At 42.5% G+C, this 12,858-nt stretch carries 14 protein-coding genes; 3 read left to right on the forward strand and 11 right to left on the reverse strand.

The annotated features are described in order from the left end of the window. A partial coding sequence (locus ACO0K2_RS19465; protein ID WP_423021723.1) for a DUF4238 domain-containing protein occupies positions 1-394 on the forward strand: 394 nt, incomplete at its 5' end. Positions 395-592: 198 nt separating this feature from the next. On the opposite strand, the gene ACO0K2_RS19470 is transcribed toward ACO0K2_RS19465, so the two are convergent. The 9 genes from ACO0K2_RS19470 to ACO0K2_RS19510 all read right to left on the reverse strand — a co-directional run bounded on the left by ACO0K2_RS19470 (position 593) and on the right by ACO0K2_RS19510 (position 9,575). Then, entirely contained in the window at positions 593-844 is a 252-nt protein-coding gene (locus tag ACO0K2_RS19470) for a hypothetical protein (protein WP_423021724.1), read from the reverse strand. A gap of 31 nt (positions 845-875) precedes the next feature. After that, complete coding sequence (mobF, locus tag ACO0K2_RS19475) at positions 876-3,908, reverse strand: MobF family relaxase (RefSeq protein WP_423021725.1); 3,033 nt, start codon at positions 3,906-3,908, stop codon at positions 876-878. Continuing rightward, entirely contained in the window at positions 3,898-5,727 is a 1,830-nt protein-coding gene (locus tag ACO0K2_RS19480) for a type IV secretion system DNA-binding domain-containing protein (RefSeq protein ID WP_423021726.1), read from the reverse strand. Before ACO0K2_RS19480 ends, mobF begins: the two co-directional genes overlap by 11 nt. Next, on the reverse strand, positions 5,728-6,078 hold the full coding sequence (locus tag ACO0K2_RS19485) for a ribbon-helix-helix domain-containing protein (protein WP_423021727.1): 351 nt from the start codon (positions 6,076-6,078) through the stop codon (positions 5,728-5,730). Positions 6,079-6,334: 256 nt separating this feature from the next. Further along, positions 6,335-7,390, reverse strand: a complete 1,056-nt coding sequence (locus ACO0K2_RS19490; RefSeq protein WP_423021728.1) for a hypothetical protein — start codon at positions 7,388-7,390, stop codon at positions 6,335-6,337. Positions 7,391-7,401: 11 nt separating this feature from the next. Then, a complete protein-coding gene (locus tag ACO0K2_RS19495) occupies positions 7,402-8,250 on the reverse strand; it encodes a hypothetical protein (protein WP_423021729.1) in 849 nt (282 codons plus the stop codon). A gap of 14 nt (positions 8,251-8,264) precedes the next feature. Beyond that, on the reverse strand, positions 8,265-8,579 hold the full coding sequence (locus tag ACO0K2_RS19500) for a hypothetical protein (RefSeq protein ID WP_423021730.1): 315 nt from the start codon (positions 8,577-8,579) through the stop codon (positions 8,265-8,267). Positions 8,580-8,680: 101 nt separating this feature from the next. After that, positions 8,681-8,944: a hypothetical protein gene (locus tag ACO0K2_RS19505; RefSeq protein ID WP_423021731.1), complete on the reverse strand. Its 264-nt coding sequence runs from the start codon at positions 8,942-8,944 to the stop codon at positions 8,681-8,683. After that, the gene (locus ACO0K2_RS19510) at positions 8,934-9,575 is read right to left on the reverse strand and encodes an AAA family ATPase (RefSeq protein WP_423021732.1); all 642 of its coding nucleotides are present in this window, start codon (positions 9,573-9,575) and stop codon (positions 8,934-8,936) included. The genes ACO0K2_RS19505 and ACO0K2_RS19510 overlap by 11 nt, the downstream gene beginning before the upstream one ends. 960 nt (positions 9,576-10,535) lie before the next feature. Here ACO0K2_RS19510 and ACO0K2_RS19515 point away from each other — a divergent pair. Then, on the forward strand, positions 10,536-11,069 hold the full coding sequence (locus tag ACO0K2_RS19515; protein ID WP_423021733.1) for a replication/maintenance protein RepL: 534 nt from the start codon (positions 10,536-10,538) through the stop codon (positions 11,067-11,069). Positions 11,070-11,184: 115 nt separating this feature from the next. Here ACO0K2_RS19515 and ACO0K2_RS19520 read toward each other — a convergent pair whose 3' ends face one another. Together ACO0K2_RS19520 and ACO0K2_RS19525 are read right to left on the reverse strand one after the other, a co-directional pair. Continuing rightward, the gene (locus ACO0K2_RS19520) at positions 11,185-11,466 is read right to left on the reverse strand and encodes a type II toxin-antitoxin system RelE/ParE family toxin (protein ID WP_423021734.1); all 282 of its coding nucleotides are present in this window, start codon (positions 11,464-11,466) and stop codon (positions 11,185-11,187) included. Between the two features lies 1 nt (position 11,467). Then, positions 11,468-11,896: a hypothetical protein gene (locus ACO0K2_RS19525; RefSeq protein WP_423021735.1), complete on the reverse strand. Its 429-nt coding sequence runs from the start codon at positions 11,894-11,896 to the stop codon at positions 11,468-11,470. Positions 11,897-12,111: 215 nt separating this feature from the next. Here ACO0K2_RS19525 and ACO0K2_RS19530 point away from each other — a divergent pair. Further along, positions 12,112-12,858: DUF4238 domain-containing protein (locus tag ACO0K2_RS19530; RefSeq protein ID WP_423021736.1), on the forward strand; the 747-nt coding region annotated here is incomplete at its 3' end.

Raw genomic sequence — 12,858 nt, forward strand, 5'->3', positions numbered from 1 at the left:
GTACGGGATGAACATTGGGTTTAGCATGTACGTGGAACGCAGCAACGCGAGACATGCATTGCTGATAAATGATACCAGTGTGCCTTTCATCACGTCTGACCACCCTGTAGTTAATGTGCACTCATGTGTTTCAGAAACAGAACTCGCCGTACCTAAGCATGCCGACCTCTATTACCCGATCTCACCGCGAGTCGCCTATATCATCTGCGATTCAGAACAGTTCAGGTCAGGCAAGAATGAAGTTGATGAGGCCACCGTCATGGAACTCAATTCCAAAGTGGCAACCCAAGCGATGGTACACATCATTGGTAATACTATGGAGGCAATTTCCCCCTTCAAAGAGTACATCGGGCGGCGCTACCAAAAAACTCCCGATGGCCTTTCCATAGTCTGACTGACCAAGCCGCGTAGTTTCAAGTTCTAGAAGTTGTGTAATTGACGATTTTCATCACCCCTTTGGCAACTACAATAAACGGCAACCAAAATGCCGCCCAACCTTCCGACAATCCCAACAAAAAGTTTTCTTTAATTGACTTCATTTCACACCTCTAAGAGTTGCGATGCCAGATGGCATCGCTAATACGGCAAATTCTCACTCTACTACGTTTTTCTCGCTAGCCAATAGGTGAGTCTTATGCTCGGCTAAAAACGCTCTCAGACGCTCTGGTTTAACGTCAAACAATTCAAGATCAGAGAAAATTTTGAAAAACTCTTCTCTGATTTTACTCAAACGTTTTTCTTCTTCTTTCCTCTCTGCCGCCTCGATGCTCCTCAATTTCGCTTGCATTTTTTTGATCTTTTCTTGCAGAGCTTGCTTTTGTTCTTCAGTTTGTTTAGTCGCCATCTTTACTACTCCTTTTTAAAAATATAAATAATTACATCGACATGCCGTTGTCTATTTCTCTTTCCTTCGTTTTTTCTGGTGCTTTCTCTCTTACTTTTTCAGCCGTTTTTTCTACTGTTTTTTCTATCGATTTTTCGTTTTTAGGTTGCTGCTTGTAGTCGCTGTATTTCGTCTGCTCAAATTTAAACACATCTGAAAATTCATTCCGCTGCACCATCGATCTATCGCCTTCAATTCGCTTCTGTTGCGGTTCCTGTGGCGCTCGCGCTGTACTTATTTTTTGCCCCTTCGTCGCAACTGTTTTGCTTATTTCTTTTTGAGCTTGCGCAGAGGCTTTTTCTACATTCTGCGTGTAAGTAACTGTGTTCAAGCGTGCGCGTGTATTGTTCACCATGCTTTCGCGTTGACCATGCATACCGCTGTCAACATTGTGATGTACAAAAGTACGATCAACAGTTGCGCCTTGCGATTTGTGCGATGTCATTACGTAGCCGTGATCGAGATGCTTATAGCTTCTTAAATCAATTTCTTTTTGTTTGCCTTGGATGTCCACAGTCATAATGAGATCGTTCATTTTTACGACAGTGCCAGCAGTACCGTTTTTTAACGCACCAGCATTTTGAGTAAACGCAATCGTATCGCCAATCGAAAATTCTCTTTGTTGTTCTACATACGCTTGCATGTTGACCGCGCTGGCAGCCTTTATTTCTACATCCTTGCCGTCTTTTTCAACTGTGATCGTGTTCTTATTTGCGTTGATTTGCTTTACTTTTAGATGACTAACTTGCCCACGTTTTGAGCTTTGTATAAGCACGTCGCCGCGCTGATAGCTTGATGCTTGTGTTCGCTGCGCGGTGGTCAGCTCTTTAGCTTTTAACGTGTCAACTGCCCTTCCTTCTCCGAGGCTTCCATTTTTCTTTAACTCATTTCTTATCTGATTGTTGATGGCAACGCGGTCAATGTTCGTGCCGGTGATAACCGCCGTTTGCTTTCTTTCTTCCGCGCTCAATGCAGCGTAGTCTTTTGCAAGCGTTTGTATTGCTACAAAGTTGTCTTGCCTACTCGCTTGCTTCAATTCTTCTTTGCGTTGTGCAGTTTGAGACGTGGTTAGTTTGTTGTTTTGCGTCTCTAATATCTGCCCCCATTTTTTGTTCGCAGCATCGCGCTCAACACTAAACTCTCTCCCCGTCATGCGGACAGCTTCCGCATGGTTGCCAGCGATGATTGATTGGACTGGCGCCTTTGCTTCTGCCGTTTTTTGCCTGGTGATATTGCTGAGGTAGGAAACCTCCATTTTTCCGGCACTGATAGCTCTTTCAAAGGCGGCACCAGCCGACACGCTTTGATGCTGATCTTTATCACCCGCGAACACGATTTTTGCACCGTTATGCTGTGTTGCTGCGATAGTCGAATTAAAATCTTTCTGACCGCTCATTGACGCTTCATCATTGATATACAGCGTCTTTGCGATACCTTGCGGCTCGGTGTTCGTCTTTGAGTAGTCAGATAAAAAGGCAGCGACGGTTTGACTTTTGATACCACTTTCTTTTTCAAGCGTCTCTGCTTGCGCCGCGCCGTTCGACATACCTTTAACTGTCCAGCCTTTGCTTTCTGCCGCCTCTCTGACAAATTCAAGCATTGTCGTTTTGCCTGTTCCTGGACTACCTTGCAGCGCGTTGAATTGATCGCCACCCGTCAAAATGTTGTACGCTGCGTTTCGCTGTTCATCCTTTAATTTAAATTCTGTCCCGTTGCCTATCTCTCTGCTTTTTCGGTCTTCAAACGCATTTAAAGCACTCTCAAACTCTTTTTTACTCATGACGTTTAGGTGTGCATCAACTCCAGCGCTGATTTGCTTATCAGCCCACTGCTCGCCCACAATCGCGGCTTGAGTCGTGAATCGCTGACCGCTTTTATCGTTAGTTCTCTGTACGAGTTCGCCTTTCTCTTTTTGTCTCTCAATCTCTGCTAATAAATCTTTGCCGTCCACCCGCCCCGACGACTGGAGCATCGTTTCTTTCACCAAGTCTTTTTTTGAAAACTCTTGCTCGCGCTCACTCAAACTTGCAATCGCATTACTAACAATGCTTTTTGCAGACTCAAAAGCCATTTCCTGCTTGCGCTCGGCTTGTGTCATACCGATGTCTTTTGCTTCGTGTTGCCAACGTTCTCGATGCGGGTCAGCACTTTCGATGTGTCCAGCTTCCTTCTCAACTCGCGTTGCCAAATTTGCTATTTGTCTTGCTTCATGGCTGGCTTGTTCTTTATTGCTACCGCGATCACGCAAGGCGGCATCGATTTGTTCGCTTCGTTTGCTGAATTCTTCAAGCTGCTCTTTTCCGTAACCTGCAATCTCGAATTCTCCTCGATCATTGTAGGCAAGCTCATAGCCGAGCTTTTGCAGTCCACTTGCTAATTCATTTTTATAGACAGCATCGGCTGTCATCCGGTGATCGTATAGCTTTTCATTCGACAAACTTCTAGCCTTGCCGTTTGCGTCATAGGTGAGGTTGGCAATTAGTACGTGCGTATGGGTCTGCGGGTCTCCAGCGCGGCTAGTAGCATGTTGAAAGGTTGCATAGGTTAGGTTGTCCGATTGTACGGTGGTCTCAACACCGTTCTCCTTCACTCTGTACTGTGCAACATTAGCCTCCAAATAGTTCATAGACGACTGTACAGCCTTTTCGTGTGCATCCCTCACATCTTGCTTACCCCAAACTTCGGCTTCAATACTGACGCTCTTAGGGGGGGCAAACGTGAAATCGACACCGGCTCTACGTTCGATAGATTTTTCTCCGGTTTCCTGGTCAATCTTTGTACGCCCAAGCTGGACGATCTTTTCCTCTTTCTGCCCGTTCTCTCCCTCGCTGACTTCCCGCACTTTCCCAAGCAAAATATTAGTGAGATCCGCTTCCTTGACCACACCAGACACTCCGGCGTATTCAGCACCTTTGCCGCCCCATGCAGACGGTGAACTTTCCCCGGCATAGTACTCAACCGCAGCCTCGGCGGTCATGTACTTGGATGCGCCAACGGCACTCTTAATTTCGGATTTAGAAATCATATTTTATAAATGAGATATCATTTTCTTCGACTGACACATCAGTAATTTCACTACTTCCGCTTTCCATTCCGACTTGTCGCAAGGTGGCAAGCAAATCCGGCATTTGTTTGTTTTGATACGCTTCGGCTACTTTCACATATTTAGTGTCTGGTATAAAAACCTTCGCCAGCGGATAACTCCCCGCAACCTTCAAAAATGCGGTTCTGTCCGGCAGTGTCTGAATGACTGAAGCCATTGCAAGATGAATTTCAGTCCGTTTTCGCTGCAACTGGCTGCTATCTTTATCGCTCTCAACACCGAAATGAGCGCCTTCTGTTGCCTCGTCGATCGCTTTTTTTCCGAGCATATCCGCCAGCCGCGCCGCCGTTTCTCCGTCCTCATTTCTGAAAATAGCCTTTGTTTGACAATTAGCTAAGATAACACGGCGAAGCTCTGCACCCCAAATTTCGTCGAGTTGCGCATCTGTTTGAAAACCCAACAGAATAGAAACACCAAATTTTCGCGCTTCTGTCAAACCTGTTTCAACTGCTTTAAGCTTAGGAAGACTCGCTAATTCATCAATTGAAAAGATAATACGAGTATAGTCAATCGGGCGTTGACTCATTGCCGCCAGCATCGCTATATCAAGCCATGCCGCCGCAAACGGTCGAATGGCGACATGCTGTGTCGGATGACTTAAAATGAAAAGCCACGCTTTATCGTCTGATTTCACAAAGTCAGTAATTGAAAAATTGCTGCTCGTTTGACTGAAATACTTAAAAAATCGAATCGCGGGTTGTGTGATAAGTGAAAATCGGACGCCTTCTGATGTTTTTACATTCTCAGGATTCAACGCACCAGCAGAAGGTAATTGATACTTACATGCCAATTCAAATATTCTATCTAAACTCATTGTGTTAATGATTCGCGTAAGCTCTGCCATTGATTTTTCGAATCCTGGCTCAATTTGAATGAATTTCAAAATATCTTCAAAAAGGATGCGAGCGCCTTCTTTAAATTCTGGGTGAGCTTCACCTTTCTGTTCTTGAATAAAATAATTAGACATTGTTGAATAATCTAATTCTTCTTTCAAATCGGCAAATATTGACCAATTCGCGCAACGTTCATCAAATGGGTTAAGAATGATATCTCCGCGCGACGGGTCATAGTATCGCTCAACATAATCGCCAGTTCGATCATAAATAACTGCTTTCATGTTCGGTCTTGCTTTGTCTAAAAATCGAAACATCGCTTTGGATTTACCTGTGCCAGCGCTTCCGATAAATCCAACATTGCGTTGTAATAATGAGTCCGGCAAAGGTACTGAACCAATTTCAAAACCGAGTTTTGATTTTTCCGCGGTCAATTTTGTCAATTCTTCCGGCTCTACTAATTTCTGACCTTCAATAAATTTGTCTTCTGCTTCAATTAATCCGCGACTGATAAGATACCGCGTAATCTTTAAACCTGAAAAAATTCCAACACCAACAGAAAATAAAAAACCGACAAATAGAAAAAATCTAAATTTTGTGACACCATCAGAAAGTAGTGCTTTGGCGTCGGCAGCTTCAAATGTCTGTTTTCCTGTTGGCAGATTAACTGTGACATTATGATGCAATCCGAGCGACGTAAAAAAAGACGCTTCGTAGTAACTTTTCAAAATTTGTCGCTGAGACGAATTTGTGATGCTCATATAAAACATAGAAAACAACAAAATAGATATGCAGCCACAAATAATCAATAAACGACGAATTCCAGCAAAAAACATCTGTGTCTGATGCCACAGCGTATCGCTTCCGCGTGTGAAATTATCTGATGCCGATTTTTTATTAATAGTCATTTATTCACCGAATTTATCAAGAAGTAATCTTGCAAGTGATGCCTTTGCGTTCTGCTGAATTTCATACATGCCGCTGAGTAATTCCAGCTTTTTATTCTTTTCTATAGAATTTAGTATCAGCATATTACTGATGTGACTTTGCTGAAACTGTGCTTCGCAAACAACCATTAGTCTATCTAACTTTCTTTCAATGTCTTCAATTCGAGCTACAACGTTATTTCTATCAATTCCAAGCTCCAACAAGCTTCGCATCGCTTCACTTCGATTGTCAAATTTCTCTTTTACAAGCTCATCAATATTGTCTAAAAGATCATTTGGCAGCCTGGTCGTTATTACTTTTGATTCACTCATTTTGTATTTTCCTAAAAGCTATACTACGTAACGGTTTAAAGCATTTTATCGACTTATTGTAATACAATCTATATAAACACTGTATTACGCTAAAAACGTTACTGGCTGTAGCTTTACCTGCTTTTTAACTGCACACCGTAGGTGCGTCATGTGTGCTTCTTCTTTAGTCCAACGAAGTTGGACGTCTCTCCATTTTTTCGATTTCCTTTTATTCTTGGTTTAAATTGGCTGGATTATCAATCCAGCCAATTTTTCGTCAGTCTACCTTTGCACTACCTTTTGCATTTTCATCGGTTCCAGTCGTTCCGCTTCGTTTGATAGATCGATCAATTTTGCTTGAAAGCTCTAATGAGCTTCCAATCTCATTTTCTATCAGTTGACCATCTACATAGCCATTTCCAAAAATAGTCTGTCCGCCTGATTTTAGTGTCCATCCAGATTGCTGTCCGTTGTATTCTTTTGTACCAGCAACCCAGCTTGTACCTCGTCCTGTCACCATGTCGATGGTAAATGGTCGCGCATTCATATCATCACTGGCTTGCTCTGCGGCTTGTTCAAAAATGCGATATAACGTTTCATTTGGCATTTTATTCAAAGCAACAACAAAATCATTTCTAAATTCTGTTGGGTTTTTATGAATAGTGGGCATCATGTGAGCAATTTCAGAGACAAACAAATTTGCAAATCTAAGTCTGCTCATGCAAATAATAATCCATCTTCCCCTTGCCTCCCGATCGTTTAAACCTTTAATCTCTGGCCATCCACTGCTTGGCTGTGAAGACCAATCAAACAAAACTAACGTCCAATACCGCAAAAGAAAATCTCGCCCAGCTTGCAAATCGCCATTATTTAGATATTTTTGTGCCTTCTCGTCAAGTGGAAAAAACCAATCATTAATCTTCGGTGTTAATTTCAGCAGCTTCGCCATTTCACGAATTTTTGCATCATCAGCAAAAATACTCTGATCGAATTTTTTATCTGTGTATTGCCAAATGACGAGACTGTTACGAATATCTTCATTTGCGTCAAAACTTGCTTTTATCGATTTTGCTTCTTCTGGTGAAAAATTTGTAAAATACGTTTTGTACTCATTTGTCGTTTTTTCTGCTGCATCAATAAATGAAGTTAAGAACTGTTGTTTGATTGTCGATTTTTGCACTTTGCCAGCCGTTTGACTATCCGAGCTATTTTGACTGAACTCACCTTTGAATCCATTGTTTTGAACAGATTCAGTAGAAACAGAAACAGGCTTAGAGCAACCGGAAATTAAAAGTGCTATACCAATTGCATAGCTTAATGTTTTTAGCTTCATACTTTTTTTCCTCATTTAGATGCAATGAAGTTTTCGACTCTGAGCGTATATTTCTTGCCGTCGATATATCCAGCGCCGTAGATCGTGCCCGCCTTATTTAATAAAGTCGCGCTTCCATCTTCTTTCACTTGATATTGCAGATTTCCAGCCTGCCACGCTTCCGAATTTGCGGCTGATACTTTGACAGTCAGACCGTCTTTGAATTGCGCAGCGGTTGCTTTATTGGCTCCTGCTGCAATTTTTAAAATGTTTGGTTTCGGGATTTCAACAAAAGCTGCTACAAAATCTTTCATAAACTCATTTTGATCTTTGTAGCTACTTTTAAGCTTCGGTGCAATTTCTGCTGACAACTGATTAGCAAATTGAATATTTCTTGTTAAATGCGAATAGTGCTCAAATTGCGATTTTGAAATATTTATCTGTTGGTATTCATTCCAATTATTTTCAGGCTTAGATACTTCAGCAAGCATTTGCAAGGCTACCAAGCGGATAATTAAATCGCTACGGTCTGCATCTGTACCTCTGATTGCTTTTACTACGTTCGCATTAAAAGTAGCAAATGTGTCTTTTACTGCATTTGCGCCTTTTAAGTGTTTGATGTGTTCATGCAATTTATCATCATCATTGCTTCCGACAATAAAGCCTTGATTTGTTTTTTTATCTACATATCTCCAATCTTCAAAATTGGAAGTCGATAGTAATAATCTCACTTCTTCAATTTTTCCACCGTACAGGCTTTCAAACTGTTCTTGTAATCCACCAGCGGCTTGAATAATTGCACTGTCCATCGTCAATGTTTCAGCATGTGCGCTGGCTGTGCAAGCTAATAAGCCGATACTTAATATTTTTGCTAATTTCATATTTTCTCCATTTGCTATTTCATGATGCTGTTAATGGCTTCTTTGAGTTCCTTGTCGTCAGCTTGTTTTTGAACATGAGCGACTTCACTCTGCTTACGACTAGCTTCAAAACGCTTGCATTCGCCTTCTTCCCTCTCTCCAAGCTTTTTCAGCTTGTCTGGGCTTTCATTCCACTTTTCTGCAAAGCTTCGATCAAACTGTGCTTGCTGGCAGCGCATATCTGCTTGTGCTTCGATCTGGGCATTAGTGACATGCTCAGACTGATTCATATACAAATAGATCGCAAGCACACCGATCACTGAAGCAATGCCAACTCCGGTAGGACTCATAGTTACCCCTTTCTTAAATTACGATGCTGCATAGCTATTATATTACAATATTTTTATATTGTAATATTTAAATATAAAAATATTTTTATATTTAAATACAATCATAATTCGATATTTAAATACTTAACCAACGCATCAACAATGACTTGATTTTCGGTGATCTTGTTTCCTTTTTTGCGCTCGGCGTAGACGTGATCTTTGATTGCCTCGAACACGACTTCGGGCATTAATACCGGCTTTGCTTTTCTATTCTCTGCTGTCACTTTTTCAGCTTTTGGTAACGCTGTAGTTACTGTTGATTTAGTTTCAGTAGAGTTACCGCTGTCCAGGAACGCTGTAACGTCCGGTTTTCCTTTAATTGCCATTTACCACCTCATCATAAAAATTATTCATTTCTTCTATTGCACTTTTATCTTTGCCTTTGGCGACTTCATGCACAATTGCGCCCTCGCCCGTGGCTCGACGGTACGCAACACGTTCACAAACAGTTGTTCTTAAAACTGATAGTTTTTGTTCTGCTAAAAATGCAAGCATGTCGCCAGCGTCTTTTGTGCGTGGGTCTATTCGTGTCATCAACACCTTAACGATCAAGTCTGGGTTGTATTCTTTTGCCAACTCAACGATTTCAAGCAAATCAGTCATTGCAGCAGCATCGAGATTGCTTGCACCCACTGGAATGATCGCAACATTTGCGAGTAGCAGCGCGGCACGTAGCCCCGCAGAATCACGCCCCCCTGCATCAACAACGGTATGAGCAAAGCCGGATGCCAAACCTTTACCCTCGGACAGAATTGCCTTACCAGTCAGGCACGTGGTTGTCGGTGATGTTTCATGCTCCGTATCACGCCTCCATGCAGCCCACGAAGCGGCGCTTGCTTGTGGGTCGCCATCGATCAGCAAAGATTTTCCGGACTTCGCAAGCATTGTTGCCAAATGTACGGCCGTCGTGGTTTTTCCGACTCCGCCTTTTGTGTTCACAACAGCATAAATTGTCATGCTTTGCCTCTCTTTTTAAAAGTATAAAAGTATTTAAATATAAAAATATTTTTATATTATTCCACAAACATATTTTTATTGGAAAATATTTAAATATATATTTTAAATCGCTTTATCCGTTGTATTAATAATAATGTGGCTTTTTCAAAAAAAAACTGCGCTTCGCGCAGACAACAAAAGCAACCCCGCTACAGCTAAAAAGAAAAATATTGGCACGCGTATACAAATTGCTGAGGGCGCATTTATATCGTTTTTCAAACGCATACAAATAAAAACAGCTACCTGGACACTCTTCGCGCTCTCGCTTGATTGCGACCAGTTTGGCTGCGCCAAATGCGCCTACGGCGCACCCTTCGGGCTGTCACGCTTGATTTACTCCGCGCTTCGCTTGGCTTAAAAGCGTTTAAAAAAAAGCTTGAACGTCAAAAACAACCCCAACCCCGTCCTTTGCAAGCCAATTGGACGGCTTTAAACACCCCTGCAAGGCGATTTGAGTCTGATCCTGACCGAAGGGAAGGACTGGAGCGAGCCGAAGGCGTAGACCCAGCCGGATGGTCAGATTGCGCCCGAAGGGACGCAACCTTGCTGTCTCACCGCCCGCCTAGAGCGGGTCGGCGGGTTAGCTTTAGATCAGGCTCAGCCTAGTTTTTCCTTGTGCGCCGCAGGCGCAGTCTATTTTTAGGTTGTTAATCAACAACGCTATATATTAATAAGGCAAATGTTTTCTAAAACGCAGCGTAAAGCCTTGCTGGCATTGGTTTTTAGTCGATTTTAGGGGGTGCAGCAAATTGCACGGTATCGTGCAAAATGACGCACGTAAAAAACTGTTTTTTGATTTTAAATGTACTGCACCGTGCAAAAAAGCGCAAATTTAACCATTTTTATTGCATGCTTAGTGCAAATTAATGTATCATTGGACACGTACGATTCACCTTGTAAACAAACCTTGAGGCTAGATTTATGACGAACGTGACTTTGACCAAAGAAGAAGAAGAAAGAGGAAATCAATCACAGGGATGGCTTCAATCTGACAAAAGTGCTCACATTAAAATGTGGCAGTTGGGCTTAAAGCACCCTTCAGCATTGGCTGTACTTCATTTCATGATAAGCAAATTAAAGCGTGGTGCGAATGGTATTGTAATTTCCGCGCCTGCACTGGCGCGTCAGATGGGAATTTCTGAGAGAACGGCAAAGTCAGCAACTGCCATTTTGAGGGACATGAAATTTGTTCAGATTTTAAAATCCGGCAATACAAATGTATATATTGTCAACAGTAAAGTAGCGTGGCAGGGAAATCGAGGGATGCGATATGCTTCATTCAATGCTCAACTTTTAGTTGACGAGCAAGAACAAGTTAAAAGTGTTGAAGAACTCGGAATTGAAGCAGGTGAATTGATAGAAGTCCCTCAAATGGACATTGAGATAGATGTTGATGCAATTCAAAACAGAGATATTGACAATGAAGAAAGTGATCGACAACAAAAACTAATTTAGCCCTTTAAATTGCACGGTACCGTGCAATTTAAGTGCAAAGTATTGACGGTCAACAGTAAAACACCTTAATTTCAACTCTAGCCGCCGTTTTTAATAGAGGTTTGGGTGGTGGGTGCTATGGCCATTGTTGTGCTACATGCTTAACACGCAAAATTTCGACCTGTTCTGAGTCATTTAGCAAGCGATACACAACGAAGTAATTCTCATGTGCGACTAGCTCGCGTGTACCGCGCTTGCGTCCAGTGCGCCCCATTTGAGGATGATCTGCAAGCGGGATTACTTTGTCCTCGATACTAGAAACCATTTTTTCCGCATTGGCTGGGCTGTCTTCTGCAATATGTCGCCCGATTTTTATTAGATCGTTGATTGCCTGTTTTTTCCAAAATATAGCCGCCACGTTATTTGCCCTTTATTCCGGCTCTGATTTGGCGCATGGCTTCGTTATGCGGAACGGTCGGGCTTGTGTCGTCTATCGCCTCTTGAATCTCTGCCTTGAGCCACTTTGTGTAAGCAGCGGCTTTATGCGCTTCTTTCATCGCCTCTGCACGATCTGGGCGCTTTGCACTGGTGAGACTGTCTGTACTGAAGTTCACAGAATCAACGTCAAAACGTGCAATACCGACGCCTTTGAGATATTCAACCAGTGTTTCAAGCTTTTTAAAGACGCGCACCTGCTGGCTGCGTTGCGCTGCTAATGCACGTTCTGCCATGCCATACTTCACCATCACGCCCCAGCCTCCGGCTTGCCCGACGACATGGGCGCTGCGCACGACGCCGGCCTCTGTTAGCTTCGCCAGCGTTGAATGATCTATTGTTTCTGTGCTCATTTTTCTACCCTATTTCGGAAAAATATTTACTATAAAATCATACGCAACTTACTATAAATTGCAAGTGTAATTTTTATAAAAATACTGTAAAATTAGACATAAAATCCGTTATTGAACAAGCAATTGTGTGTAAATACCGGAAATACATTTCCAAATAATGTTATCAGTCAGTAGACAAATAAATAATCTAATTACAATTTTTATAGGTTTGAGTGATGAACGTAGCTTTTAAAAATAGTAAGCATCTCGAAGCCAAGAAGCATAACCATTATGTTTGGGGGCAATACCTAGCTCGATGGGGTGGCGGCACGAAGAATGTTTTCTACACGACGAAGACCGGAAAAATCGCCCACGACAGCATACGTTCCATTGTCTTTGACGACTATTTCTACAAGACCACTATGCTTACGGACTGGCATATTGAGGTGATTAAAGGCTTCTCGCGGAAAAGCCCTGCTCATCTGCACCAGCAGCAAATGTCACTTCTTCATAATTTCCTGAAGGTGCAACGGGCTGAGACCATCTACCGTGTGTCTGGCATTCCCAATCAGAAAGCGGACCAGTATTTCCACGCAATGAATTGCAACCTAATGGAAAATCTCCATGCAGATCACGAAAAGAGGGTGACTCCGATATTGGCAGCACTGGCTGAAGAGAAACTTGATGTGCTGAAGGATAAGTCTAACTTGATCAAGTTTATGGCATTTTTTGGTCACCAAATCTCCCGCACGAAACCTTTCCGAGACGGCACAATCAAGGTTCTTTCTCGAAGCAATCCCCTTGAAATTAAAGTGGCTCTTGCAATGGAACATGCATGGTGGTTCCTGAGCTACATGTACGGGATGAACATTGGGTTTAGCATGTACGTGGAACGCAGCAACGCGAGACATGCATTGCTGATAAATGATACCAGTGTGCCTTTCATCACGTCTGACCACCCTGTAGTTAATGTGCACTCATGT

Source organism: Undibacterium sp. MH2W (assembly GCF_049340215.1).
Lineage (GTDB): Bacteria > Pseudomonadota > Gammaproteobacteria > Burkholderiales > Burkholderiaceae_D > Undibacterium.

Bases quoted from the DNA above. Each gene is read 5' to 3' on its own strand.
- ACO0K2_RS19525 (WP_423021735.1), bottom strand. From the start codon at position 11,896: ATGAGCACAGAAACAATAGATCATTCAACGCTGGCGAAGCTAACAGAG.
- mobF (WP_423021725.1), bottom strand. From the start codon at position 3,908: ATGATTTCTAAATCCGAAATTAAGAGTGCCGTTGGCGCATCCAAGTAC.
- ACO0K2_RS19515 (WP_423021733.1), top strand. From the start codon at position 10,536: ATGACGAACGTGACTTTGACCAAAGAAGAAGAAGAAAGAGGAAATCAA.
- ACO0K2_RS19470 (WP_423021724.1), bottom strand. From the start codon at position 844: ATGGCGACTAAACAAACTGAAGAACAAAAGCAAGCTCTGCAAGAAAAG.
- ACO0K2_RS19510 (WP_423021732.1), bottom strand. From the start codon at position 9,575: ATGACAATTTATGCTGTTGTGAACACAAAAGGCGGAGTCGGAAAAACC.
- ACO0K2_RS19490 (WP_423021728.1), bottom strand. From the start codon at position 7,390: ATGAAGCTAAAAACATTAAGCTATGCAATTGGTATAGCACTTTTAATT.
- ACO0K2_RS19505 (WP_423021731.1), bottom strand. From the start codon at position 8,944: ATGGCAATTAAAGGAAAACCGGACGTTACAGCGTTCCTGGACAGCGGT.
- ACO0K2_RS19495 (WP_423021729.1), bottom strand. From the start codon at position 8,250: ATGAAATTAGCAAAAATATTAAGTATCGGCTTATTAGCTTGCACAGCC.
- ACO0K2_RS19485 (WP_423021727.1), bottom strand. From the start codon at position 6,078: ATGAGTGAATCAAAAGTAATAACGACCAGGCTGCCAAATGATCTTTTA.
- ACO0K2_RS19500 (WP_423021730.1), bottom strand. From the start codon at position 8,579: ATGAGTCCTACCGGAGTTGGCATTGCTTCAGTGATCGGTGTGCTTGCG.
- ACO0K2_RS19480 (WP_423021726.1), bottom strand. From the start codon at position 5,727: ATGACTATTAATAAAAAATCGGCATCAGATAATTTCACACGCGGAAGC.